The organism is Flavobacterium sp. WV_118_3, assembly GCF_039778605.1.
GTDB lineage: Bacteria > Bacteroidota > Bacteroidia > Flavobacteriales > Flavobacteriaceae > Flavobacterium.
Genome location: NZ_CP156060.1, coordinates 279,913 through 304,894 on the forward strand (window position 1 = coordinate 279,913; position 24,982 = coordinate 304,894).

The following is a 24,982-nucleotide window of genomic DNA, read 5'->3' on the forward strand; positions in this document are numbered from 1 at the left end:
CTATATGAATCCATTAAAAAAGACCCTTATATTGGGGACAATGTGGTCAGTTGGAGGTCAACTGGCATCTCTATTAGTGGTATTGATTACCAATATTTGGATGGCGCGTTTGCTTTCGCCTAAAGAATTTGGGCAAGTTGGAATTATTATGTTTTTTATTGTTCTGGCGGATGTGTTTACAGAGGGAGGTTTAGGAGGAGCGTTAATCCGGAAAATAAATCCCAGTAAGCAAGATTTTGCTACGGTCTTTGTTTTTAATCTGACAGTAAGTGTATTTTGTTGTCTGAGTTTGATAATGGCTTCGGGGTTTATTGCTGATTTTTATAACGATGCATCGCTAAAAATGTTAATAATAGTAGCTAGTTTAGTACTAATTATTAATGCATTTCAGCTAATACAGAATATTAAACTCATGTGTGATCTGAAATTCAAACAGAAGTCGGTTTATCGATTGGTAGCGGTAATTATATCCTCAATAGTAGGAATCATAATGGCCTATCAAGGTGCGGGTGTCTGGTCACTTATTGTAATGCAATTGTTGACTTCAATTGTTTCAACATTGCTTTTATGGGGATTTGAAGGAACGTTTTTCAGTTTGCGATTCTCCAGGCAATCTTTTAAAGAATTGTATGTATTTGGAGTAAATACAACGCTAGCTTCTTTGTTGAATACAGCATTTGATAATATTTACCAGTTAATTCTGGGGAAATATTTTTCGATCGCACAGGTGGGATTATTTTATCAGGCTAAAAAAATACAGGATGTTCCCGGCGGAATCATCAATATGTTAACGCAGGGAGTTGTTTTTTCTTCCTTGGCCAAATTGCAGGAACAAAAAGAAGAATTCTTGAGAATATATGGTAAAATTGTTGTTGTTTTTGCTGCGGTATTGGCACTTATGACAGTATTAATGTATTTATATGCTGAAAATATTATTGCATTATTGCTAGGAGATAAATGGTTGGGAGCAATCTTTTATATGAAGCTATTGGTGATAGCCTCCTTTTTTTATTTTTTAGAATTAGTTAACAGAATTATTTTTAAGATATTCAACCAAACCAAACAGATTTTATTTCTTGAGATTGGTAAAAAGAGTGTTCAATTGGTTAGTATTGTAGTTGGTGTTTATTTTTTAAATTTAAACTATTTAATTGTAGGTTTTGTGATTACCAATATTATCAGCTATTGGATTAATTATCATTATTCCCGAAAAGTTTTGGAAGATCAGATGCAGGTTGTGACAAACCGGAAGCTAAAAATAGTAGTGTTTTCTTTAGCCCTAACATTTATAGCTGGTTATATAGCGGCAACATTTGGGATTGATGGACATTGGAAATTTTTACTATTGCCATTCCTACTAATAATCTATTTGTTAGGGTTAAAGGCATTTGGAATATTAGATATAGTAAATGAAATAAAGAATTTAATAAAAAGCAGAGCATAATGATTGATAGATTGGTAGCTATATGGAGAAGACATCGGTGGCCTGCCGAGAAATATGCTCGCTTTTTGGGAGTAAAAATTGGAAAGAATTGTAGTATTGCCACGAAGTATTTTGGCTCGGAACCCTATCTGATAGAGATTGGAGATCACGTTCAGATTACTAACGATGTAAGATTCTTTAATCATGGAGGAGGTTGGGTTTTCCGAGAGAAGTACCCACTAATGGACACGTTTGGAAAAATTAAAATTGGTAATAATGTGTATATAGGGAATTGCGTATTGATTATGCCTGGCGTGACTATAGGAAGTAATGTGATAGTTGGAGCCGGTACTGTTGTCACGAAAAGTATTCCCGATAATAGCATTTATGCCGGTAATCCAGCCAGAGAAATAGGTAAAATTAGCGAATTAGAAACTAAAATTTTGCCGTTCGATATGCAAACAAAAAAGATGTCACCACAAGAAAAAAAACTTTTTTTGTTGTCACAACCAGATGAGAAATTCATCAAGAAATAAAAACAGTATATGCTTGCATTTAATTACATCGTATTAATAGTATCATTAATCATCAGTTTGTTGCTGATGCCCGATAAGATTGAGGTTTTCGATAGTAGTTCGAATTTTACGCTCTCAATTATCAGCTTGGTAAATGTCATTGTTTTTTGGCGAACAACACAACGTTTTTTTACGTCTTGGGTGCGATACGATACTTTGTTCCTGTTGGGATTCCTTATTGTGCATTTTCAGATACCGTTATTGGCCAGCTTTGGTATCGAACCGGATGATCCGACGTTTATATGGATCAATAAAAATGTGGTTAACTATGCCACTTGGTTTAGTACAATTGCCGTATTGCTTTGGATGTTAGGCTTTTTATGGTATTCAGGAAAAAAAAGAGTTGTGAAGCAACAACCGAAATATCGGATTGACACACGTAAAGTAGATATATTGTTGATCCTCTCTTTTTGTCTGTTTGTTGTATTGGTGGGGAAAGATTTTTTGGGAGGTGGTTATATCGGATGGGACAGTTGGGGCTCCGGTTCGGGATATGCTTTTATATTGCTAAATATTTCAATTTATCTGAAAATCATTTATTTTTTTATTAGTTATAGAAATGTAAAAATTACGAAGTACAATCTTGGAAACATATTATTTAAAAATAAAATCTTTGTGATGATTCTGGGGGTATATCTGTTGCTATTTTTGTTTGCCGGCGACAGAGGTCCAATAATGGGGGTGGCCGTACTTATATTGGCAGCCTATTCCATTTATCAGAAAAAAATTCCTTTCCATGTCTTTTTTGTTATGACACTCGTGGGGGCAACCATATTCACGATTCTAAGTTACGGAAGAAGTAACGATGTCGCTTCCCGAAAAGGAAATATATTACAATCGGGTTACGAAACTCTAGCTAGTAGTGAGCAGACATTTAATCCTACAGGAGAGTTAGCAACAAGTGTTAGGATTTTATACCGGGCACTAGATGCGGTACCGAATTATCATCCATATTTGTTTGGTACGACTATGATTTCGGATGCGATTGGTGTGATTCCTTTTGGAAGTAGTATATATATGGGAGCAACGGGGTTACCAATAATGTACAGTACATCATCCTATTTTTTTACCGTCTTGGGGCAGGGGAATTTCTTTACTTATGGAGAAGGATCGGAAATTATAGCCGATTTGTATATTAATCTAGGCTTTTGGGGCTCAATTGTACTAATGTTGTTTTTCGGGTATTTTATAGGGTTTGTTACTTTTAATGCCAATTTTGGTGAAAAGCATACGATAACTCTGGTTTATCTGTTGCTGATAACCGGTGCAATTTATATCAATAGATCCAATTTTCTCGATCCGCTTAAAATGATTGTATATGCCTTGGTTATTGATCGGTTCTTGTTGAAAAAAATTGAAATTAAAAAGAATTAATTATAGCATTGCCATGAAAAAAGTATTTCTGATAATCCCTACATTACGACAGGGAGGTGCAGAACGAGTAATGTCAGAACTAGCGAACGACTGGGTGTATAAGAATTGTGAAGTAAACCTGATATTACTAAACAGTGATCGTGATATTTTTTATAAAATTGATGAGCGCGTTAATATAATTCCTCTTGAATTTGTCTATACCAATCGTATGGATTATGTTTTGAATCAGGTAAAGATTTTCTTTAAATTAAGAAAATTGATTATCGAAAAAAAACCGGACTTTTTGCTAAGTTTTATGACCAAGTATAACATTTTGTCCATTTTTGCATCCGGGTTTACAAAAACGCGGACATATGTGTCGGACAGAAGTTCGGCGAATACTAAATTACCGTTTCTGCAAAATATTCTCAGAATGATAAGCTATTCTTTTGCCGACGGAATTATTGCACAAACACATACGGCAAGTAGGATTATAAAAAAACAGGTGTTCAATAAAAATATCACCGTTATCGAAAATCCGATCAAAAAGATACATCAGCATCCTGAAATTGTTCGAGAGAAAATTATTTTAAATGTGGGGAGATTGGTTTGGGAAAAAGGGCAGACCTATTTATTGGAAGCATTTGTACAAACGACCTGTAACGACGATTGGAAATTAGTATTGTTGGGCGAAGGACCGGAACGTCAAAAATTGGAAATGCTTATAGAAACCTTAAACCTGACCGGAAAGGTAGTGTTGAACGGACAAACTAAGGATGTGGATTATTGGTTGAATAAAGCATCCGTTTTTGCTTTTTCGTCTGTTTCGGAAGGCTTTCCAAATGCATTGATTGAAGCTATGGGAGCAGGCTTGGCTTGTGTGTCGTTCGACTGTGATTCCGGACCTGCAGATATTATCAATAATGAGGAAAATGGTTTTCTGGTTCCGCTTAAAGATACCCGATGCTTTGCCGAAAAGCTGACTCTCTTGATGAACGATGAAGGATTGAGAATGAAAATGGGGAGCGAAGCAAAAAAGATCAACGAAAGATTATCGTTGGAAAATATTTCAAATATGTTTTTTACATTTTGTAACCATTAAGAATGAGCTATATAATTACCATAGATGCTACAAATATCATTACCGGTGGTGGGCTGACACATCTTGCGGAGTTGCTCAATAACGTATCGGATGAGATTATTCGTGTGTCTAAAATAAAAGAAATTCATATTATCGCAGTTAATCCGGTTTTGGATAAAATCCAGGATCGCGATTATTTACACAAAATTCCTATGGGAAATCTTGAAGGTTCCCTGTTAAAACGACTGATTTGGAAATTTAAAAATCTGGATCGGATTATTGCCGGAACAAATTGTAATATCGTTTTTAATCCGGGAGGTTCTTTTTTTAGCAAGAAATATAAATATATCACGGTTTCGCAAAATATGTTGGTCTTTGAAAAAGAGGAGGCAAAGCGATTCCCTTTTACATTACAACTGCGATTCCGTATTCTGAATGTGCTGCAAACCCAATCAATTAACAATGCAGCCGGCGTGATTTTTATTTCGGAATATGCTAAAAAATATATCGGAAGTTTACCCGGAATTAAGAGGCCAAATAATCAAGTGGTTATCCCGCACGGTGTTTCGGATAGATTTCGACAATTACCGCGGGTAGTGGTCGACATTGCCAGCTATTCCAATGAAAAACCATTCCGAATAGTTTATGTATCCGTATTAGATGTCTATAAACATCACGACAAAGTCGCACAGGCTGTAGCCAACCTTTACCATCAAGGATACCCGGTAACACTCACGGTAGTTGGAGGGGAAGCTGGAGGTTATCCTAAGTTTAAAGCGGTACTGAACGAAAATAAAGAATGTATCGAATATTTGCGAAAAATTCCATTCGAAGAAATGGAACGTGTATATCATACTACGGATATGTTTGTTTTTGCATCTACTTGCGAAAATATGCCGAATATTGTAATCGAAGCGATGAGTGCCGGTTTACCGATAGCAAGTTCTGAAAAAATGCCAATGCCCGAATTTCTACAAGAGGCGGGAGTATATTTTAATGCACTCGATGTGGGAACTATAGAAAAAGCACTGATAAAACTCATGGAAGACAAAATATTGCGCCAAACCGTTATGGAAAAAGCCTATGAATTATCACAACAATATTCCTGGACGGTATGCGCTCAAAATACATTTAAATTTATAACTGCAACGATAGAAAATGGAGATAAAAAATAAAACACTTTTGATAACCGGCGGAACCGGATCTTTTGGAAATGCCGTTCTGAATCGCTTTTTGCATACCGATCACTTTAAAGAGATCCGCATTTTTTCGCGCGACGAGAAAAAGCAGGACGATATGCGAAATCAGTTAAAAAATGATAAACTCCGCTTTTATATCGGCGATGTACGGGATTATAACAGTGTGGAGCGTGCCATGCGCGGTGTGGATTATGTATTTCATGCGGCAGCACTAAAACAAGTGCCATCCTGCGAGTTTTTCCCAATTGAGGCGACCAAAACCAATGTGTTTGGAACCCAAAACGTGATCGATGCAGCTGCCAATAATAAAGTAAGTAAAGTAATCTGTTTGAGTACCGATAAAGCGGCGTATCCAATTAATGCGATGGGAATTTCCAAAGCGCTGATGGAAAAAGTAGCCATCGCTGCGTCAAGAGATTTAAAAGATACCACAGTTTGCCTTACCCGATATGGGAATGTGATGGCATCTCGCGGTTCGGTAATTCCATTGTTCCTAAAGCAAATTAAAGACGGTCAGCCGATCACGATTACCGATCCGAATATGACACGTTTTCTGATGTCGTTGGAAGAAGCGGTAGAATTGGTGCTGTTTGCTTTCGAAAACGGAAACCCGGGCGATTTGTTTGTCAACAAAGCACCGGCCGGAACCATTGGCGATCTGGCGCAGGCTTTAAAAGAAATGTGCAAGGCCGATAACGAGATTAAAATCATCGGAACCCGTCACGGCGAAAAATTATACGAAACCCTGTGTACGCGCGAAGAAATGGTGAAAGCAGAGGATATGGGTGATTTCTACAGAATTCCGGCCGATAACCGCGATCTGAATTATGCCAAATATTTCTCCGAAGGCGAACAGGATGTATCGCAAATTGAAGATTACCATTCCCACAATACCGAACAACAGGATGTGGAAGGAATGAAACAATTATTGTCAAAATTACCACTGATCCGGAAAGAAGTTTTCGGGGAAGAAATCGTATAAAAAACATGAAGCCAACAATTATCAAAGGCGGTTTTTTTTCGGATGAAAGAGGCGGACTTTCGTTTAATAACGAATTTGATGCAACTGTTATTAAGCGGATCTATGTAATCGAAAACGCCAAAACGGAAGACCTTCGTGGCTGGCGCGGACATCAGATCGAACGACGATGGTTTGCTGCGGTTTCCGGAAAATTCGAAATTCAACTGATTGAAGTGGACGACTGGACAAAACCGTCTCCCAATCTGGTTCCGGTATCGTACGAACTCGAAGCCGGTGCCTTGGATCTTTTGCAGGTACCGCCGGGTTATATCACCGGGATTTGCGCTAAGGAACCCCATTCCAGATTATTGGTTTTGGCCGATTATCGCTTCGGAGAGATAGAAGACGAATACCGATTTGAAGACGATTATTTTACATCATAAACGACAAAAAACAACTAAAATGCTTAAAGTCGGAATTACAGGACAAAAAGGATTTGTGGGAACACATCTTTATAATACACTAGGACTATTCTCTACGGAATTTGAGCGTATCGAATTCCAAAAACATTTTTTTGATACCGAAGCAACACTAGATGCTTTTGTAGCGCAATGCGATGTGATTGTACATCTGGCGGCGATGAATCGACACGAAGATCCGGAGGTGATCTATACGACCAATGTCAATCTGGTACAAAAACTCGTAGCTTCGTTAAAGCGCACCCATAGTAAGGCACACGTATTACTATCGTCATCGTCTCAGGAGGAACGCGATAATTTATACGGAAAATCCAAAAAAGAAGGCCGCGAACTATTAAGTCAGTGGGCGCAGGAATCCGGCGCAACGTTTACCGGTATGGTCATTCCTAATGTATTCGGTCCGTTTGGGCAACCGTTTTACAATTCGGTTGTGGCTACCTTTTCACACCAGATTGCCAATGGTGAAACACCGCAGATTCAGGTCGATGGTGATTTAAAACTGATTTATGTAGGCGAGCTGGTTCAGGAGATCGTACAAAAAATCCGGGAGGCCAAAAATGAACCGCTTTATACTGTAGCGCATACGGCCGAAGCCAAAGTTTCGGAAATATTGGGGCTATTGCAAAACTATAAAACGCAATACCAGGACAACGGCGAAATTCCGGAAATACAGAATACGTTTGAGTTAAATCTGTTCAATACCTACCGTTGTTATATGGATATCAAAAATCATTTCCCGGTATTGTTCACGCAGCATACCGATCCGCGCGGTTCTTTTGTGGAAGTGATTCGACTGGGTATTGGCGGTCAGGTGTCATTTTCGACTACCGTGCCCGGAATTACGAGAGGGAATCATTATCATACCCGTAAAATAGAGCGATTTGCCGTGATCAAAGGAAAAGCACTGATTCAGCTTCGTAAAATCGGAACGGATGAGGTGTTGGATTTTTACCTCGATGGTGATCAGCCGGCTTATGTGGATATGCCAATTTGGTATACGCACAATATAAAAAATATAGGAGAAGACGTATTGTATACCAACTTCTGGATTAACGAACCGTATAATCCGGAAGATGCCGATACGTATTTCGAAAACGTATAAATTTGATTTGGAAAAATAACACAAGATGACAAAGTTAAAAGTAATGACGGTCGTGGGAACGCGCCCGGAAATCATACGATTATCCCGAGTAATGGCCGCATTGGACCATTCGGAGGCAATCGACCATATTATTGTTCATACCGGTCAGAATTATGATTATGAACTGAATCAGATTTTTTTCGATGATTTGGGTATTCGTAAACCGGACCACTTTTTAAATGCGGCCGGAGCTACGGCTACCGAAACCGTTGGTCAGATTCTGATCAAAATCGATCCGCTACTGGAAAGTGAAAAACCGGATGCTTTTTTAGTGCTGGGCGATACGAATAGTTGTCTTTGTGCCATTCCGGCGAAAAAAAGACATATTCCGATTTTCCATATGGAAGCCGGAAACCGTTGTTTTGATCAAAGAGTTCCGGAAGAAACCAATCGTAAAATCGTAGATCACGTGTCGGATATCAATCTGACGTATAGCGATATTGCACGCGAATATTTGTTGCGCGAAGGGTTGCCTGCCGATCGGATTATCAAAACCGGATCGCCTATGTATGAAGTGTTGACGCATTATTTGCCGTCGATCGAGCAATCGGATGTGTTGGAACGTTTGGAATTGGAAGAACGTAAATTCTTTGTGGTGTCGGCTCACCGGGAAGAAAATATCAACAGCGAGAAAAACTTTAGCGGTTTGATGGAATCTCTAAACCGTATCGCCGAAAAATACCAATATCCGATTATTGTAAGTACGCATCCCCGTACGCGAAACATGATCGAAAAGAAAAATATCACCATGCGTCCGGAAGTGCAATTCCTGAAACCGTTGGGCTTTAACGATTATAACGCGCTTCAGATGAAGTCGTTTGCCGTTTTATCCGATAGTGGGACGATCTCGGAAGAATCATCCATTCTGAATTTCAGAGCGTTGAATATCCGGGAGGCACACGAACGTCCGGAAGCAATGGAAGAAGCATCGGTAATGATGGTGGGACTGGATCCGGAGCGAATCATGCAGGGATTAACGCAGTTGCAATATCAGAAAATCGGAAAAGAACGCAACTTCCGTCCGGTAGCCGATTATTCGATGCCGAATGTATCGGAAAAAATGGTGCGTATCATCCTGAGTTATACCACGTATATCAAACGGGTGGTTTGGGGAGAATAGTAATAAAAAGGATCTGAAACCGGATCTATAGAATACCAAATAATAGATGAAAATACTTTTTCTGACATTAGCGAAAATAAAAACTCTTGACGAAAGAGGTATTTACACAGACTTGCTCCGGAAGTTCAGAGACGAAGGGCATCGTGTGTTTGTTGTTAGTCCGACAGAACGTCGCGATAAAAAGAAAACACATTGTAGTACCGAATCGGGAGCGACGATTTTAAATGTGCGGACGTTTAATCTGCAAAAAACAAACCTGATCGAAAAAGGAGTGGGTACGCTGGCTATTGAATATCAGTATCTGAATGCGATCAAAAAATATTTTGCCCACGAGAAGTTCGATCTGGTTTTATATTCTACCCCACCGATAACGTTTTCGAAGGTGATTCACTTTGTAAAGAAAAGAGACAATGCCTATTCATATCTGTTGTTAAAGGATATTTTTCCGCAAAATGCCGTGGATATGAAAATGTTGCAAAAAGACGGATTCTTGCATCGTTTTTTTCTGAAGAAAGAAGCCCGATTATACCAGTTGTCGGATGCTATCGGATGTATGTCCGAAGCGAATAAAGCCTATGTAATCGAACATAACCCTAAAATAGCCGCATCGAAAGTGGAAGTAAATCCAAATTCGATCGAGCCTTTGGAGGTGTCAATTGATGTTCGGGAAAAAGAATCCATACGAGCAAAATACGGATTGCCATCCGATAAAAAAATATTTGTTTATGGTGGTAATCTGGGAATACCGCAGGGAATCGATTTCCTGTTGGATACGATAGAAGCCGTGCAAACGAAAGGCGTTTATTTTTTAGTGGTGGGTTCGGGTACCGAATACGAGCGAATCGCGCAATGGTTTGCCGAAAAGCAACCCGCCAATGCCAAATTGCTTAACGGATTGCCTAAAAATGATTACGATGTTTTATTACGCGCCTGCGATGTTGGTTTGATCTTTTTACATAAAGATTTTACGATCCCGAATTTCCCGTCCCGATTGTTGTCTTATCTGGAAATGAAGTTGCCCATCATTGCGGCAACCGATCTGAATACCGATATCGGCACGGTGATCGAAAATGCTGGATGCGGTTATTGGGTACAATCCGGAGATCTCGACGAAATGAAAGAAGCGGTCGAAAAACTGCATTCGTGTACGCCCGACCGTTATACAAAGATGTGTGAAAATGGATGGGATTTATTGCAAAAGGAATATCAGGTAGCCCATTCCTATCAATTGATTAATGATAAAGTAACGTATGTATAGAACTGTATTGAAACCTCTTTTTGATTTTATATTGGCTTTTTCAGGATTGTTACTGCTGAGTCCGATATTTATAATTGCGATGATCGCACTGTTTATCGCAAATGATGGAAAGCCTTTTTTCTTTCAGGTGAGACCTGGCAAAAACGAGCGCCTTTTTAAAATCATCAAGTTTAAAACCATGAACGATAAACGCGATGAAAACGGAAACTTATTACCGGATTCGGAACGCTTGACTAAAGTGGGTAGTTTTGTTCGAAAAACATCGCTGGATGAAATTCCGCAGTTGCTAAATGTCATTAAAGGTGATATGAGCTTAATCGGACCGCGGCCGTTATTGCCGAAATATTTGCCGTTTTATACCGAAAAAGAAAGACGCAGACATACTGTCCGACCGGGTATTACTGGTTTGGCGCAGGTTAATGGTCGAAATACCGTTGCCTGGGATGAACGACTGGCTTTCGATGTTGCCTATGTGGAAAACATAACTTTTTTAAACGATGTTTCCATCATCATGCAATCGGTAAAAGCTGTTTTATTATCCAAAGGTGTAACGGTTGATCCTACTTCAATAATGAAAAACTTAGATGATGAAAGAAAAGGTTCAGGTATGTAAATATGAAAATAGCGATTCCGATTATGATGAAATTATAAGATTACACAAACTAATCTTTAAGAATACGGCATTGGATAATAAATTGATTTATTTTGATGCTCATTTTGAAGTGTTTTTTAAAAATGTCATTCTCGATAGCAAACACAATGCGCTGACAGTTTTAAAGATCGATGATAAAATAGCGGGATTTATACATTTTAAAATAATAGAAGATACGCTGTTTCTGAATAATATTTGCATCGATAGCGGGAAGCAGGGAAGTGGATTGGGAAAATATTTTTTAAAAGAAAGTCTCAATTATTATAAAGATTCGGAAATGAAAAATTTTATACTTGATGTGTTTTCTAAAAATGTAAAAGCATTACAATGGTATGAAAAATTAGGGCTGAAAATTATCTCAGAAACAAAATGGACTCAGATTCTACATTCACAGGAAACACAATTTACTTCCGACACGTATTTAAAAAACGATGAAAACGGATTTAAAAGTGTTTATGCGGATGCGATCAAAATCGCAACAGTTGTGAATGATAAAAATTTAGTGATCCATAAGATGGATTATGCCAAACAAATAGCACTTGCTGATTTTGATACTGTAATTACCAATCAAAATGCCGATGGTTTTCAAACAGTATTGCTGGATAATTCCTATAGAATGAAAGAACTTTTAAAAAACGTGATAAAAAATTTAACCGATGTATAATTTCTCAATCATTGAAGCAAATGACAACAGCTGGTCGGAGGTTATTGCCAAAAGTAAACAGTATGATTTTTATCATACACAATCCTATCATCGGTTAGAAAAGGAAAATCGTCGGGTTTTATGTGTTGTTTATTTTGACGACAATTTTGTTGCGCTTCCGTTAATTGTACGAAAAATACCAAATACGGATCTTTTTGATTGTACATCGGTATACGGTTACTGCGGACCGGTGAGTACTATGGATTTTGAGACTATTCCGGATGCTGTGATCAACTATTTTCAGGAACAATTACTTCATTTTTTTAAAGCAAATAATATCATTAGTGCTTTTTCAAGATTGCACCCTTTGATCTCCGGAGAAAAAATGTTTGCTAATTTTGGTATCATTAAAGATATTAATAAAACTGTTGCGATCGAACTCAATATAACGCCGGAAGAACAGCGAAAACAATATCGGAAATCCACAAAATCGGAGTTAAATCAATTAAAAAGAAAAGGTTTTGAAGTGGTAAAAGCGACGACTAAAAGCGAAATAGACGCCTTTATTGCTATTTATCACGAAACGATGAAAAGAGTAAATGCTTCGGATAGTTATTTTTTTGATCACGATTATTTTTATGCGTTTTTGGATAATAAATGTTTTCAAAACTGGTTGTTGCTGGCAAAAAAAGATAATGAAATTGCCGCTGGAGCGATATTTACCATTACCAATAAAATTATGCAATATCATTTGGCAGGAACCGATGAAGCTTTTATTAAAGAAACACCAATGAAGTTGATTCTTGACGAAGCACGATTGTTGGGCAATGATTTAAAAATGGAGTTTTTACATCTTGGTGGTGGCGTTGGAGGTAGTGATCAGGATTCACTTTTTAAATTCAAATCGGGTTTTTCAGATTATAGATGTATGTATAAGGTTTGGCAATTTATTGTTGATCCGGAAAAATATGATGAATTAGTAGGAAATCGAAAAGTAGTGCGAAGTAACTTTTTTCCACTTTATAGGAGTTAGTAATTTTAGACCGTATGTTAAAAAGAGTATTTGATTTCAGCTTTGCATTAGTCCTTTTCGGTACGCTCTTTTGGGCGTTAATTGTAATATGGATTCTTTCAGCAATAGCTACAAAATCAAACGGTCTTTTTCTCCAAAAAAGAATTGGACAATACGGAAAGCCGTTTACGATAATAAAATTCAAAACCATGCGTTTAGTATCTGCCGGCGATGGTGAAAATAGTACTGTAATCCCCCCGACAGCTGCTTTTTTTCGCAAATACAAATTGGACGAATTGCCACAGTTGTTCAATATATTGGTCGGACAAATGAGTTTTGTTGGACCAAGACCAGATATTCCCGGTTATTATGATAAATTGGAAGGAGACGACCGTAAGATACTGGAACTTAAACCAGGGCTAACCTGTGAGGCCAGTATCAAATACTCGGACGAGGAATATGTTTTAAGTACGATGGAAAATCCCGCAAAATATAACGATGAGGTTATCTTTCCCGATAAAGTTAAAATGAACCTGCATTATTATTATAATCGCAGTTTTGTAGGAGATCTTAAAATTATATTTAACACAGCGTTTCGTTTTTGTTGAAAATAAAACATTTTTTAAGTAGTTTTTTATATATTATTTAGATTAACCGGCTTGATATAAACAGATATTTTGTTAACAATGAAAAAAGAATAATTATTTTTGCAAAAAGGATTGTTCTTTTTTTTAATAAATATGGAAAAAAATGAGTTCTGCTAAGATTTGGCTTTCTTCACCCCATATGGGAGGAACCGAGCAAAAATATATTAACGAAGCTTTCGAAAGTAATTGGATCGCTCCATTAGGACCGAATGTTACCGGTTTTGAAAATGCATTGCAATCCTACCTGGGAGGTGCAGTCGAAGTAGCGGCTTTAAGCTCGGGTACAGCAGCACTGCATTTATCCTTAATTATGTTGGGTGTACAAGCGGGCGATGAGGTGATCTGTCAATCCATGACATTCTCGGCGTCTGCCAATCCAATTGCCTATCAAGGGGCAACCCCTGTTTTTATCGACAGTGAATCCGATACCTGGAATATGTGTCCTGTAGCGCTGGAAAATGCCATCAAAGATCGTATCGCCTTAGGAAAAAAACCAAAAGCGATTATCGCGGTACACTTGTACGGGATGCCTTATAAAGTAGACGAAATTAACCGAATTGCAGCAGCCTATGCTATTCCGGTAATCGAAGACAGTGCCGAAGCATTGGGAAGTACCTATAAAGGGCAATCCTGCGGTACTTTTGGCCAATTCGGAATTTTGTCATTTAACGGAAATAAAATCATCACAACATCGGGTGGTGGTGCTTTGGTTGTTAAAGATTCGGAACTGAAAAAGAAAATAATATTTTTATCGACTCAGGCAAGAGACGAAGCACCCCATTACCAGCATAGTGTTATCGGTTATAATTACCGGATGAGTAACATCTGTGCCGGAATCGGAAGAGGTCAAATGGAAGTGTTGGACGATCATGTGGCCTTGCGTCGAAAAGTAAACCAATATTATAATAACTATTTTAAAAATATAGAAGGAATAACCGTATTACAAGAGCCAACAACCGATTATTTTTCGAATCACTGGTTAACAGCGATTTATATCGATCCGGTTGTGTATGGTGTAACGGCGGCCGAGGAATTGCGACTAATGCTGGATGCCAATAATATTGAAAGCAGACCACTTTGGAAACCAATGCACTTGCAACCGGTATTCGAAAAGGCACCTTATTACGGGGGAACTACCGCAGAAAAACTGTTTAAAAACGGATTATGCCTGCCTTCCGGTTCGAACATGACCGATGCTGAAATGGAACGAATTGGAATAGTTCTTGATATGTTTTTTAAATTAAAACTTTCGGAAACGTTTTAATTCACCTTAAATTATAGTAATAATTCATGAACAATAATACTGTTGAACTTGAAAAATAGTGTACTTCAAGGCCTGTATTCTAATTTACAGCAGGCTTCATCAACTTTTAGAGAAGATTTTTCTTTACAAAGTTTGCGCTATTTGCCCCGATGGATTGTGTTATTTATAGACATTTCCGTCGTGATGATCGCTTCTGTGATCAGTTATTTCTTGCTCGATGGTTTGGGAATTCAGTTCCGACTGGCATTAGATAAAGACAAATTTATCTATGTTGTTAGTGTATATCTTTCGGTAACCGTTTTCTTTTTCTGGTTATTCCGAACCTATTCCGGGATTATCCGACATTCGACGTTTATCGACGGTATTCGTTTGTTTTTCGCACAGTCATCTACCTTTTTGGTGATGTTTTTTATAAATGTCTACTTCGAACAGGCTATTGGCGATAAACTGTTTCTGAATACCCGTTTGCTGCTCAATATTATTATTTCCTTTATGGGATTATTCCTGTATCGTATTGTGGTAAAACAGATTTTTGAGCATTACCTTACCGAATCTAAAAAAATAAAGCTCGAAAGAGCACTGATCTATGGTACCGGTTTTAACGCGACGGCTTTGGCTAATGCGTTGCGTACCGAACGACCACAGCGATTTAAATTATTAGGCTTTGTCGATTATGATGCATCCAATACCACAAAAAGGATTTTGGATATGCCCATTTATACCAGCCGAAAGAAAGTGCCGGTTTTACTACGTTCCTTAGGTGCCAATACGTTAATTCTGGCCTCAAACGATTTACAGGAAGACCGGAAAATCGAACTGATCGATGAATGTCTGGAATACGGATTTAAAGTATATACCGTACCGGTAGTAGCCGATTGGTCGGATGTTAAGGATATTTCTAAAAAAGTAAAGTCGATTCAGATTGAAGACTTACTGGAGCGGAAGCCAATCAAATTAGACAACACAGCCATTCAAAGAGAAATAAACGGGAAAACGGTAGTGATTACCGGAGCGGCCGGTTCCATCGGAGGAGAAATTGTAAATCAGGTCATTGCCTTTGCTCCTAAACGAGTGGTGTTGATTGATCAGGCGGAAACACCCTTATACCATTTAACGTTAGAGCTGAGTAAAAAGAAATCGGTAGCCACGATTCATTCTTTTGTAGCCGATATACGAAATAAAAAAGAGATCGAGTCGATCTTCTCCAAATACAAACCGGATATTGTATTCCACGCAGCGGCCTATAAACATGTACCGATGATGGAAGATCATCCGATACAGGCGGTTTTTACCAATGTCATGGGAACCCGCAATCTGGCTGATTTATCCGTAGCCTATAAAGTGGAAAAATTTGTAATGATCTCTACCGATAAAGCCGTAAATCCAAGTAATGTAATGGGAGCCAGCAAGCGGATCGCCGAAAAATATGTGCAAACGCTAAACTATCATTTGCACGATAATGGTGTAAAACACACCAAGTTTATTACTACCCGTTTCGGAAATGTATTGGGGTCCAATGGTTCGGTGGTACCGTTGTTTAAACAGCAAATTGCCAACGGTGGTCCGATAACGATTACACATCCAAAAATTATCCGCTATTTTATGACCATTCCGGAAGCTTGTCAGTTGGTATTGGAAGCCGGAGCAATGGGAAGTGGCGGTGAGATCTATATTTTTGATATGGGGAAACCGGTAAAAATTATCGATCTGGCCCGTAAAATGATCCGTATGGCGGGATTACAACCCGATAAAGATATTAAGATCGAATTTGTCGGATTGCGACCGGGAGAGAAATTATACGAAGAATTGTTAAACGATTCTTCCAAAACGTTGCCTACGCATCACGAAAAAATTATGATTGCAATTGAAGTCTCCGATACGTTTGAAATGATTTCTGAGGCAGTGGATTTGTTGATCAATATTACGGAAGAAGGACAGGAGTTGTCCGATATTGTCATGCAGATGAAATCAATTGTACCAGAGTTTAGAAGTATGAATTCGTCGTTCTCGACCTTGGATATTAATTAAAAATCAAAAGCGTATCTTTGCGCAAAATTTATTATTTATGGAGGTAATTTCTCGCTTTTTCTGTTTTTTGGCCCTGGGAGCTTTCTTAATCTTGTCTTCCTGTGCACAAAAAAAGGATATTGTTTATTATCAAAACATTGATCAGTTTTCAAGAGAGGGATCTTCTGTTACATTCGAACCAAAATTACAACCGGACGATTTGTTAATGATTGTTGTTTCGGCAGAAAATCCGGAAGTTGCCGCACCGTTCAACCTATATGCGGTTACCATACAAAGTAGTACCGAATCAGCAGCGAGTCAGCCGCGTTTGCAAACTTACCTGATCGATTCCAATGGGGAAATTGCTTTTCCGGTGATCGGGTCGATCAAATTAGGCGGATTAACCCGTAGTGAGGCCATGGCCAAATTAAAAGGGTTGTTAAGCGCTTATATCAAAAATCCAACGGTTAACATGCGGATTTTAAACTATAAAGTAACGGTTCAGGGAGAGGTTAACCGACCGGGAACCTACCCGGTACAATCCGAACGGATTACATTACCGGAGGCATTGAGTTTGGCCGGTGATCTTACCGTTTACGGAAAACGAAGCAATATTCTGATAATCCGCGAAACAGAAGGTAAGGTAACAACCACTCGTATCGATCTGACCAAACCGGAGTTTTTCAATTCCCAGTATTACTACCTTAAACAAAATGATGTGGTATACGTCGAACCTAATAAAACCAAAGTTAATTCATCGGTGATCGGACCCAACATCACAGTAGCCATTTCAGCCATTTCTTTATTAATAACCATCGTTGCCCTAACGACAAGATAATTTATAGATGAACCAGGAATTTAATACGATTGACGAACAGCATGACAACAGTTTTTCCATCAGGGAACAAATCGATAAATATCTGATTTATTGGCATTGGTTTGCAACCGGAGCTATAGTGGCATTAGTGATTGCTTTTTTGTACCTGCGGTATTATACGACACCAAATTACCGATCGGTTTCAACCATCCTGGTAAAAGATGATAAAAAAGGAGGTATTGCCTCCGAGCTCGCTGCTTTTTCCGATATCGGAATGCTAACAGGGGTTAAAAGTAATGTCGATAATGAAGTGGAAATTTTAAAATCCAGAACACTAGTCGAAAACGTAGTGAAAAGGCTGGATTTGAATATTTTTTATATCGCCGAAGGACGGGTAAAATCCTCATATCTTTATAAACAGGCACCGATTGAAGTAGAATTCCTGACTAAAAATGCCGATTTCTATAAAAAGGAGTACAATTTTGTAATTGAAAGTCATTCCGAAAATAAGTTTGTGGTTTGGAACGAAGAAAAGAAACTGGGTGAATATGCGTTTGGAGCAACAGTAAAATCGGAAGCCGGTGATTTTATTGTAAAAAAGAATAATACCTATTTTGAACAAAATAAGGATAATTCGGTAAAATCCTTTTCGATTCAGGTAAAGATCGCTCCGTTGACAAAAGTTACCGAAAGTCTTAAAACCCGTTTAACGGTGAATGCGCTGAGTAAAAATACCAGTGTGATTGAATTGGCATTGATTGATCCGGTAAAAGAAAAGTCGGAAGATTTTTTGAACACGCTGGTTCGAATGTACAATGAAGATGCGATCGCCGATAAAAACTTTATCTCCGAAAATACCTCGCGTTTTATTTCGCAACGTTTGGAACTGATCACTCAGGAACTGGACGGTGTCGAGAAAAATGTGGAAGGCTATAAGAAGGAAAACAAAATTACAGACATTGCTTCCGAAGCGGGATTGTTCCTGGAAAATGCCAGTCAGTACGAAAAGAACGTCATCGAAACCGAAACCCAGATGAAAGTGGTGGTGGCGATGAAGGAGTTTTTAAAGAATAGCAAAAAAGGAGACTTGCTTCCGAGTAATCTTTCTTCAGATGCCAGTGCTTCTGGATCAATAGACGAATTTAATAAAATGGTTTTGGAGCGTAACCGTATCCTGAAAAGCTCTACGCCCAGTAACCCGGTGATCATTGCTTTGGATGAAAAAATTGAAGCTTTGAAAATCGGTGTTAACGAAAGTCTGAACCGTATGCAATCGGCATTGACGATTAAAAAACGCGATTTAGATCGTCAGGAAGGTTTATTGGGCGGACGCATTTCCCGAATCCCAACACAGGAACGCGAGTTCCGAGTGTTGCAACGCCAACAACAAATCAAAGAATCATTATACCTGTACCTGCTACAGAAACGCGAAGAAACAGCTATTTCCCTGGCGGTAACGGCACCAAATGCCAAAGTGATCGATGCCGCTAAAGCGTCTGATATTCCGGTTTCACCTAAAAAAAATCTGATTTATTTAGGGGCATTGTTTATGGGACTGCTTATTCCTTTTGGAATAGTTTATCTGAGAGATCTGTTAGACACCAAAGTAAAATCACGCCAGGATATAGAAGCCAAAATCAAAGCACCATTCCTGGGCGATATACCGCAATCACTTTCGGCTAATGAATTGATCACGACTACCAGTCGCAGTAGTGCTGCAGAGGCATTGCGTATCGCTAAAACAAATCTGGAGTTTATGTTAAACCATGTTCCGGATGGACAGGCGAAAACTATTTTTCTGACATCAACGTTCCCGAAGGAAGGAAAAACCTTTGTCACAGCCAATATTGCCGCTACAATCGCTTTGTCGGGTAAAAAAGTGTTGTTGATCGGTTTGGATATCCGTAATCCAAGATTGGATGATTATATCCCGATTCCATCTAAAGGTCTGACCAACTACCTGTCGTCTAAAGATGATGATATCAATAGCTATATAATTAAACACAGTGGTTTCGAAGAGTTCTACGTGTTGCCTTCGGGAGTAATTCCTCCGAATCCGGCCGAATTATTGATGAGCAAAAAAGTAAATACGCTTTTTGAACAATTGAAAAAAGAATATGATTATATCGTGGTCGATACGGCTCCGGTAAGTTTGGTAACCGATACCATGTTGGTGGCACATCTCGCGGATGTGTTTATCTATGTGGTTCGTGCGAATTATTTAGATAAACGTATGCTAAGTGTACCACAAACGATTTATAGAGAGAAAAAATTACCCAATATGTGTTTGTTGTTAAACGATACAGATACGACCAAAGGCTATGGTTATGGCTATGGTTATGGTGCCGATCTGGAAGACGAACGACCGTGGTGGCAAAAACTTTTTAACCGCTAAAACACGATCCGGTTTATAAAAAAAGTCCTTATTTAATAAGGACTTTTTTAGTTTATTTAAACAGTGTGTTTCGTTTCATCGCGGCGACAAGTAATAGCTCATCGATTTTTATTTTTTTTGAAAAAGAAGCAATATGGTTTTTATGATGAATATCGGAACCGGTAAAATCGATCATGTCGTTTTTAAAGAGTTTTTCAACCGCTTTGGTAACATGTTCACCATAATAACCAACCGCCGAAAGCAGATTGGCCTGAAACAGACATCCGGCTTTTTTGAGTTTTTTATACGCTTCGAAATTGTTGTGGTAAAAATTATAACGTTCCGGATGCGCCAGTACGGGCTGATATCCTGCCACCTGTAACTCAAATAAAATATCAAACAACTGAATCGGCGGATTGATATAAGACATTTCCACCAGAACGTAATTGTCTTTTAAAGTCAGTAGTTTTTCCTCTTGAAATAATTTTACAAAAGTATCATCCAGCATATATTCCGAAGCCGCTTTTAGGTGTAAAGCACCGGAAAGTTCCGGTAAAAGACCGTGTACTTCTTGAAGCTTATTTTCAATACCTTCACGGGTATTTTCCCAAACCGAACTACAGGTATGCGGTGTCGTTACCATACGGGCAAAACCAAATTCGCGGCACGAATCTAATAAATAAGCCGTATCGTTCTGTGTTTGAGCGCCATCGTCAATCCCAAAAAGAAGATGAGAATGAATATCGGTATAGTCCTGCGGTATAAGTTCCTTTAAAAGGGGTTTGGATTTTAAAAATGATAACATGCTGCAAAGATAGCCAATTTGAGTATGCAAAAATAAACTGTAACCGGCTGAGAGAAAAGGAATCTTATAACAAAAGAAAATATTGTTTCGGGACTTTATTTCGTTAAATTTGACTCCGTCTAAAATTATAGATAAGTTTGTAAACTATTAACATTAAAACTATCAATACTAACCGGTGAAAGATGTAATTCTAAAGGCCGAACATATTTCCAAACAATACCGTTTGGGAACGGTCGGTACGGGAACCATAAGCCATGATTTAAACAGATGGTGGCACAGAGTGCGCGGTAAAGAAGATCCGTACTTGAAAATCGGTGATGTAAACGACCGTTCAAAAAAAGGAAACAGTGATTATGTCTGGGCTTTACACGATATTAGTTTTGAAGTTGAGCGGGGAGAAGTACTGGGAATAATCGGGAAAAACGGAGCGGGGAAATCCACCCTGTTAAAAATTTTATCCCGGGTAACGGCGCCTACAACCGGGAGTATCAAAACCCGGGGGCGTATTGCCTCGTTATTGGAAGTTGGAACAGGTTTTCATCCGGAAATGACCGGTAGAGAAAATATCTACCTAAACGGTTCCATCCTGGGAATGACCAAAAATGAAATCACCTCCAAAATAGACGAGATTATTGCTTTTAGCGGTTGTGAACGTTATATCGATACACCGGTAAAACGCTATAGTAGCGGAATGACCGTTCGATTGGCTTTTGCTGTTGCGGCACACCTCGAACCGGAAATCCTGGTTGTCGATGAAGTACTGGCGGTTGGGGATGCAGAATTCCAGAAAAAAGCCATCGGGAAAATGCAGGATATCGCCAAAGGCGAAGGACGAACGGTGCTATTTGTAAGTCATAATATGGCGGCCGTGAAAAGTCTTTGTACTAAAGGAATCGTAATGGAACACGGACGAGTGGTTTTTGAAGGTAATGTCGACGATTGTATTGACGAATATCTGAGAGAGTCCCAGCAAAGTGCCACACGGGAATGGGAAAATGATCATCCCGGATCGGAATTTTTTCGTTTGCATAAAGCGGAAGTTCTTAATCAGAGTCAGGAAACATCTTTAAATCATATGATATCCAGTCCTGTGATGGTTCGTTTTACGTATGAAGTACTAAAAGACGAACAACAGTTCACACATGGATTCAACTTATTTAATAACCAGGGGATTCATATTCTGAGTTCGCACGACACCAAATCGGAGACCCTTCAGGTACCGGTATCCAAAGGAATATATACCAAAACCATCACGATTCCGGGTAATCTATTAGCGGAAGGTGGCTATACCTGTAGTTTCGCGATTATGCGGTATAGTCCGTTTCATGTGGAATTCCACGAAATGGAAGTGGTTGGATTTAATATCATTGATGAAATGGGCGATAATACAGCCCGTGGCAATTATTCAGGACGATTCCCGGGATTGGTACGTCCGTTGTTAAAATGGGAAAAAATATGAAAAAAGGATGGACAGGCGAACGCCTCGAAACATTTATATATAACAGAGATGCGATCGATCATTTGCATCGCTATGCCATAGCACAACAGTATGTAACCGGAAAAACGGTTCTCGATATTGCCAGTGGCGAAGGATACGGAACCAATCTTTTAAGTGAAAATGCGGCATTTGTATACGGTGTCGATATCGACGAAACGACCGTAGCTGCGGCAACACGCAAATACCACAAAAATAATATCCGTTTCCAACAGGGAAGTACCAGTAGCATCCCGTTGGAAAACCAAAGTGTGGATGTGGTCGTTAGTTTTGAAACCATCGAGCATCACGATCAGCACGATGAAATGATGCGCGAGATCAAACGCGTTTTAAAACCGGGAGGAATTGTGATCATTTCCACTCCGGATAAATTGTATTATTCCGATCAGCGGAATTTTAAAAATGAGTTCCATATTAAAGAACTCTATCAGCAGGAATTCGAAACCTTATTGTCGGGATATTTTGCAAAGCAACAATTGTTGGCGCAACGCTATTGTAACGGAAATTCTGTGCTTACCGATATCGCAAGTACGGAACAACCAGTGATTATAACTGGCGATTATAAAGCTGTACAGCAAACGGATATACCCGCTTTGTATCTGGTTGCCATCGCTTCAGATGAAGCGTTTGACCGACAGGGACTTTCGGTTTTCGACGGAAGCAGCATCATGGAAATAGAATACCAACAAAAAATGGCAAAAATCTATAATTCCAATTCCTATAAAGTAGGACATAGAATATTAATGCCGTTTAAGTTCCTAAAAAAAGCCTTTAAATAATGCTGGCGATCGTAATTCCATATTACAAGATTCCGTTTTTTGAAGAAACATTGCGTTCACTCGCCAATCAGACCGACAAGCGGTTTACAGTATATATCGGAGACGATGCCAGTCCCGATGATCCCACGGAATTATTACAGCAGTTCAGCGATCAGTTTTCGTGGCAGTATCATCGTTTTGAAACCAATATGGGAGGAACTTCCCTGGTTCGGCAATGGGATCGTTGCACCGATTTGATCAACGATGAAGAATGGCTGATGATTTTAGGTGACGATGATGTCTTGTCGGAAAACACCATAGCATCCTGGTATCACAATTACGAACAGTTTAAGGACAAAACGAATGTGGTTAAGTTTGCCTCAAAAATAATTTTTCAGGAAACAGCCCGAATTTCCGATCCTTTTCAACATCCGGTTTGGGAAAAGGCAACGGAATCTTTTTTTAAAAAAACAAAAGCACTTACGAGAAGTTCGCTGTCGGAGTATATTTTTACCAAAAAAGCCTATGATACCTACGGTTTTTACGATTATCCGCTGGCATGGTATAGCGACGACCGCGCATGGATCGATTTCTCCGAACAGAAAGACATCTATACGATTAACGAAAGTTTTGTCTTTATCCGATTTTCAGAAATGAATATCTCGGGCAGACAAGACAATACCGTTTTAAAAAAGAAAGCCAAAGAGCAATTTTTCGGAGATTTTATCCTGAGCAAATTGGCACTATTTCCAAAAAAAGAACGACTCGCATTGCTGTTAACCTATGAAGTCGCGATTAAAGACCAACGAAAGTTAGTTTTCAAAGAATGGCTACAGTTGGGAAAACACTATGCCCGTAATTTTACCCCGCTATCTTTTTTAAAACTTATCCGACGTTTTTTTATCAGTACCTTTAAAAAATGAAAGCGTTAGTATCCGTAATTATTCCAACCTTTAACCGAGCCGATCTGATTGGAGCGACGCTGGATAGTATGCTAGCCCAAACCTATCCGGATTGGGAATGTATTGTAGTGGACGATGGTTCGACAGATAACACCGAAGAAATCCTGTCGGCCTATAGTAATAAGGATAGCCGGTTTTACTATTATAAAAGACCCGATAATCGAACGAAAGGCGCCAATGCGTGTCGGAATTATGGCTTTGAAAAGAGCAAGGGTACTTATATAAAGTGGTTCGATAGTGATGATATTCTGTATCCCGATTTCCTGGAAAAACAGGTTCGGGTATTGGAAGAAGATCCGGAACTGGATTTTTGTGCCTGTCTGGCAGAAGATTTTACAGAAGGATCAACTCATAAAACGGTTTTTAGAGCCAACCGAACTCCTAAGGAGGATGTCTTAACGGCCTATCTTACAAAGAATCATTATTTTTTTACCGGTTCACCGTTGTGGAGACGTACAATATTACAGGACAAAGCTTTATTTGATGAAGAATTAGCCAATAGTCACGAAACGGATTTCCATTTCAGAATGCTGGCCAACCATTTAAAATATGTATACAAAGATGATGTGCTGTTTGGAATCAGAAGAGGCCATCAAAGTATCACGCAGGACAAAGCCAATGAACTTTCGTCACATATTTCCCGACTTAAATTTTTTACAAAAGCATTTAAAGTTGTAGCAACAACGGCAACAAAAAATCAAAATACGCTCAAACAGTATTTATTATACCGACAGTTGAGTTCGTTTTACCAGATCAAGATAAATTCCGGAAAAACAATAAAAGGATACAGCAGTCAAATCCTGAAGAATATTGCCAATACGACCTATCCGCTAAAGGATAAGATCCGGATCTATATCGGTTTTATACTGATCACGATTTCAAATAAAGGGTATAATTTTTTGAAAAGTGCGAAGATAGACATCAATGAAGCGATCGAAAATTAAATAAAACCGTTA

The 24,982-nt window shown here is 38.8% G+C and carries 23 protein-coding genes; 22 read left to right on the top strand and 1 reads right to left on the bottom strand.

The features are described from left to right. Positions 1-4: 4 nt before the first annotated feature. The 18 genes from ABFU83_RS01255 to ABFU83_RS01340 all read left to right on the top strand — a co-directional run bounded on the left by ABFU83_RS01255 (position 5) and on the right by ABFU83_RS01340 (position 20,027). Complete coding sequence (locus ABFU83_RS01255; protein WP_347068277.1) at positions 5-1,444, top strand: lipopolysaccharide biosynthesis protein; 1,440 nt, start codon at positions 5-7, stop codon at positions 1,442-1,444. Further along, complete coding sequence (locus ABFU83_RS01260) at positions 1,444-1,959, top strand: acyltransferase (RefSeq protein ID WP_347068279.1); 516 nt, start codon at positions 1,444-1,446, stop codon at positions 1,957-1,959. The genes ABFU83_RS01255 and ABFU83_RS01260 overlap by 1 nt, the downstream gene beginning before the upstream one ends. A 9-nt stretch (positions 1,960-1,968) precedes the next feature. Further along, positions 1,969-3,372, top strand: a complete 1,404-nt coding sequence (wzy, locus tag ABFU83_RS01265; RefSeq protein ID WP_347068281.1) for an O-antigen polysaccharide polymerase Wzy — start codon at positions 1,969-1,971, stop codon at positions 3,370-3,372. Positions 3,373-3,385: 13 nt separating this feature from the next. Beyond that, positions 3,386-4,453 carry a glycosyltransferase family 4 protein gene (locus ABFU83_RS01270; protein ID WP_347068283.1) on the top strand — a complete coding sequence of 356 codons (1,068 nt, stop codon included), beginning with the start codon at positions 3,386-3,388 and terminating at the stop codon, positions 4,451-4,453. A 2-nt stretch (positions 4,454-4,455) separates the two neighbouring features. Continuing rightward, positions 4,456-5,607, top strand: coding sequence for a glycosyltransferase (locus tag ABFU83_RS01275; protein WP_347068285.1), 1,152 nt, complete (start codon positions 4,456-4,458; stop codon positions 5,605-5,607). Then, positions 5,591-6,613 (top strand): polysaccharide biosynthesis protein, encoded by a 1,023-nt coding sequence (locus ABFU83_RS01280; RefSeq protein ID WP_347068286.1) that lies wholly within the window; start codon positions 5,591-5,593, stop codon positions 6,611-6,613. The genes ABFU83_RS01275 and ABFU83_RS01280 overlap by 17 nt, the downstream gene beginning before the upstream one ends. Before the next feature lie 5 nt (positions 6,614-6,618). Next, positions 6,619-7,035 carry a WxcM-like domain-containing protein gene (locus ABFU83_RS01285; protein WP_347068287.1) on the top strand — a complete coding sequence of 139 codons (417 nt, stop codon included), beginning with the start codon at positions 6,619-6,621 and terminating at the stop codon, positions 7,033-7,035. 19 nt (positions 7,036-7,054) lie between these two features. Continuing rightward, positions 7,055-8,173: an NAD-dependent epimerase/dehydratase family protein gene (locus ABFU83_RS01290; RefSeq protein WP_347068289.1), complete on the top strand. Its 1,119-nt coding sequence runs from the start codon at positions 7,055-7,057 to the stop codon at positions 8,171-8,173. Positions 8,174-8,198: 25 nt separating this feature from the next. Beyond that, the gene (wecB, locus tag ABFU83_RS01295) at positions 8,199-9,332 is read left to right on the top strand and encodes a non-hydrolyzing UDP-N-acetylglucosamine 2-epimerase (protein WP_347068291.1); all 1,134 of its coding nucleotides are present in this window, start codon (positions 8,199-8,201) and stop codon (positions 9,330-9,332) included. A gap of 46 nt (positions 9,333-9,378) precedes the next feature. Next, entirely contained in the window at positions 9,379-10,590 is a 1,212-nt protein-coding gene (locus ABFU83_RS01300) for a glycosyltransferase family 4 protein (protein WP_347068293.1), read from the top strand. Continuing rightward, positions 10,583-11,203: a sugar transferase gene (locus ABFU83_RS01305; RefSeq protein ID WP_347068295.1), complete on the top strand. Its 621-nt coding sequence runs from the start codon at positions 10,583-10,585 to the stop codon at positions 11,201-11,203. Before ABFU83_RS01300 ends, ABFU83_RS01305 begins: the two co-directional genes overlap by 8 nt. Further along, positions 11,175-11,906 (top strand): GNAT family N-acetyltransferase, encoded by a 732-nt coding sequence (locus tag ABFU83_RS01310; RefSeq protein ID WP_347068296.1) that lies wholly within the window; start codon positions 11,175-11,177, stop codon positions 11,904-11,906. The genes ABFU83_RS01305 and ABFU83_RS01310 overlap by 29 nt, the downstream gene beginning before the upstream one ends. Further along, positions 11,899-12,918, top strand: coding sequence for a GNAT family N-acetyltransferase (locus tag ABFU83_RS01315; protein WP_347068298.1), 1,020 nt, complete (start codon positions 11,899-11,901; stop codon positions 12,916-12,918). The genes ABFU83_RS01310 and ABFU83_RS01315 overlap by 8 nt, the downstream gene beginning before the upstream one ends. A gap of 14 nt (positions 12,919-12,932) precedes the next feature. Beyond that, the gene (locus ABFU83_RS01320) at positions 12,933-13,505 is read left to right on the top strand and encodes a sugar transferase (protein ID WP_347068299.1); all 573 of its coding nucleotides are present in this window, start codon (positions 12,933-12,935) and stop codon (positions 13,503-13,505) included. A gap of 142 nt (positions 13,506-13,647) precedes the next feature. Further along, positions 13,648-14,808: an aminotransferase class I/II-fold pyridoxal phosphate-dependent enzyme gene (locus tag ABFU83_RS01325; protein WP_347068301.1), complete on the top strand. Its 1,161-nt coding sequence runs from the start codon at positions 13,648-13,650 to the stop codon at positions 14,806-14,808. Between the two features lie 48 nt (positions 14,809-14,856). After that, a complete protein-coding gene (locus ABFU83_RS01330) occupies positions 14,857-16,836 on the top strand; it encodes a nucleoside-diphosphate sugar epimerase/dehydratase (protein ID WP_347068303.1) in 1,980 nt (659 codons plus the stop codon). A gap of 37 nt (positions 16,837-16,873) precedes the next feature. Further along, positions 16,874-17,653, top strand: coding sequence for a polysaccharide biosynthesis/export family protein (locus ABFU83_RS01335; RefSeq protein ID WP_347068305.1), 780 nt, complete (start codon positions 16,874-16,876; stop codon positions 17,651-17,653). A 7-nt stretch (positions 17,654-17,660) separates the two neighbouring features. Next, positions 17,661-20,027 (top strand): polysaccharide biosynthesis tyrosine autokinase, encoded by a 2,367-nt coding sequence (locus tag ABFU83_RS01340; protein ID WP_347068307.1) that lies wholly within the window; start codon positions 17,661-17,663, stop codon positions 20,025-20,027. Positions 20,028-20,079: 52 nt separating this feature from the next. On the opposite strand, the gene ABFU83_RS01345 is transcribed toward ABFU83_RS01340, so the two are convergent. Then, complete coding sequence (locus ABFU83_RS01345; RefSeq protein ID WP_347068308.1) at positions 20,080-20,811, bottom strand: CpsB/CapC family capsule biosynthesis tyrosine phosphatase; 732 nt, start codon at positions 20,809-20,811, stop codon at positions 20,080-20,082. A 175-nt stretch (positions 20,812-20,986) separates the two neighbouring features. On the opposite strand from ABFU83_RS01345, the gene ABFU83_RS01350 reads away from it, so the two are divergent. From ABFU83_RS01350 to ABFU83_RS01365, 4 genes are read left to right on the top strand one after another with little or no spacing between them, the layout of a single operon-like run. Further along, the gene (locus ABFU83_RS01350; protein WP_347068310.1) at positions 20,987-22,270 is read left to right on the top strand and encodes an ABC transporter ATP-binding protein; all 1,284 of its coding nucleotides are present in this window, start codon (positions 20,987-20,989) and stop codon (positions 22,268-22,270) included. Next, entirely contained in the window at positions 22,267-23,085 is an 819-nt protein-coding gene (locus ABFU83_RS01355) for a class I SAM-dependent methyltransferase (protein ID WP_347068312.1), read from the top strand. The genes ABFU83_RS01350 and ABFU83_RS01355 overlap by 4 nt, the downstream gene beginning before the upstream one ends. Next, positions 23,085-23,987, top strand: coding sequence for a glycosyltransferase family 2 protein (locus ABFU83_RS01360; protein WP_347068313.1), 903 nt, complete (start codon positions 23,085-23,087; stop codon positions 23,985-23,987). The genes ABFU83_RS01355 and ABFU83_RS01360 overlap by 1 nt, the downstream gene beginning before the upstream one ends. Further along, positions 23,984-24,970 carry a glycosyltransferase family 2 protein gene (locus ABFU83_RS01365; RefSeq protein WP_347068315.1) on the top strand — a complete coding sequence of 329 codons (987 nt, stop codon included), beginning with the start codon at positions 23,984-23,986 and terminating at the stop codon, positions 24,968-24,970. Before ABFU83_RS01360 ends, ABFU83_RS01365 begins: the two co-directional genes overlap by 4 nt. Positions 24,971-24,982 lie beyond the last annotated feature (12 nt).

What these genes read in the sequence shown, in the direction of transcription:
- ABFU83_RS01340 (WP_347068307.1), top strand. Translation starts at nt 17,661, where the DNA reads ATGAACCAGGAATTTAATACGATTGACGAACAGCATGACAACAGTTTT.
- ABFU83_RS01290 (WP_347068289.1), top strand. Translation starts at nt 7,055, where the DNA reads ATGCTTAAAGTCGGAATTACAGGACAAAAAGGATTTGTGGGAACACAT.
- ABFU83_RS01310 (WP_347068296.1), top strand. Translation starts at nt 11,175, where the DNA reads ATGATGAAAGAAAAGGTTCAGGTATGTAAATATGAAAATAGCGATTCC.
- ABFU83_RS01270 (WP_347068283.1), top strand. Translation starts at nt 3,386, where the DNA reads ATGAAAAAAGTATTTCTGATAATCCCTACATTACGACAGGGAGGTGCA.
- ABFU83_RS01365 (WP_347068315.1), top strand. Translation starts at nt 23,984, where the DNA reads ATGAAAGCGTTAGTATCCGTAATTATTCCAACCTTTAACCGAGCCGAT.
- ABFU83_RS01260 (WP_347068279.1), top strand. Translation starts at nt 1,444, where the DNA reads ATGATTGATAGATTGGTAGCTATATGGAGAAGACATCGGTGGCCTGCC.
- wzy (WP_347068281.1), top strand. Translation starts at nt 1,969, where the DNA reads ATGCTTGCATTTAATTACATCGTATTAATAGTATCATTAATCATCAGT.
- ABFU83_RS01320 (WP_347068299.1), top strand. Translation starts at nt 12,933, where the DNA reads ATGTTAAAAAGAGTATTTGATTTCAGCTTTGCATTAGTCCTTTTCGGT.
- ABFU83_RS01335 (WP_347068305.1), top strand. Translation starts at nt 16,874, where the DNA reads ATGGAGGTAATTTCTCGCTTTTTCTGTTTTTTGGCCCTGGGAGCTTTC.
- ABFU83_RS01255 (WP_347068277.1), top strand. Translation starts at nt 5, where the DNA reads ATGAATCCATTAAAAAAGACCCTTATATTGGGGACAATGTGGTCAGTT.
- ABFU83_RS01355 (WP_347068312.1), top strand. Translation starts at nt 22,267, where the DNA reads ATGAAAAAAGGATGGACAGGCGAACGCCTCGAAACATTTATATATAAC.
- ABFU83_RS01280 (WP_347068286.1), top strand. Translation starts at nt 5,591, where the DNA reads ATGGAGATAAAAAATAAAACACTTTTGATAACCGGCGGAACCGGATCT.
- ABFU83_RS01360 (WP_347068313.1), top strand. Translation starts at nt 23,085, where the DNA reads ATGCTGGCGATCGTAATTCCATATTACAAGATTCCGTTTTTTGAAGAA.
- wecB (WP_347068291.1), top strand. Translation starts at nt 8,199, where the DNA reads ATGACAAAGTTAAAAGTAATGACGGTCGTGGGAACGCGCCCGGAAATC.
- ABFU83_RS01345 (WP_347068308.1), bottom strand. Translation starts at nt 20,811, where the DNA reads ATGTTATCATTTTTAAAATCCAAACCCCTTTTAAAGGAACTTATACCG.
- ABFU83_RS01275 (WP_347068285.1), top strand. Translation starts at nt 4,456, where the DNA reads ATGAGCTATATAATTACCATAGATGCTACAAATATCATTACCGGTGGT.
- ABFU83_RS01305 (WP_347068295.1), top strand. Translation starts at nt 10,583, where the DNA reads ATGTATAGAACTGTATTGAAACCTCTTTTTGATTTTATATTGGCTTTT.
- ABFU83_RS01300 (WP_347068293.1), top strand. Translation starts at nt 9,379, where the DNA reads ATGAAAATACTTTTTCTGACATTAGCGAAAATAAAAACTCTTGACGAA.
- ABFU83_RS01325 (WP_347068301.1), top strand. Translation starts at nt 13,648, where the DNA reads ATGAGTTCTGCTAAGATTTGGCTTTCTTCACCCCATATGGGAGGAACC.
- ABFU83_RS01315 (WP_347068298.1), top strand. Translation starts at nt 11,899, where the DNA reads ATGTATAATTTCTCAATCATTGAAGCAAATGACAACAGCTGGTCGGAG.
- ABFU83_RS01285 (WP_347068287.1), top strand. Translation starts at nt 6,619, where the DNA reads ATGAAGCCAACAATTATCAAAGGCGGTTTTTTTTCGGATGAAAGAGGC.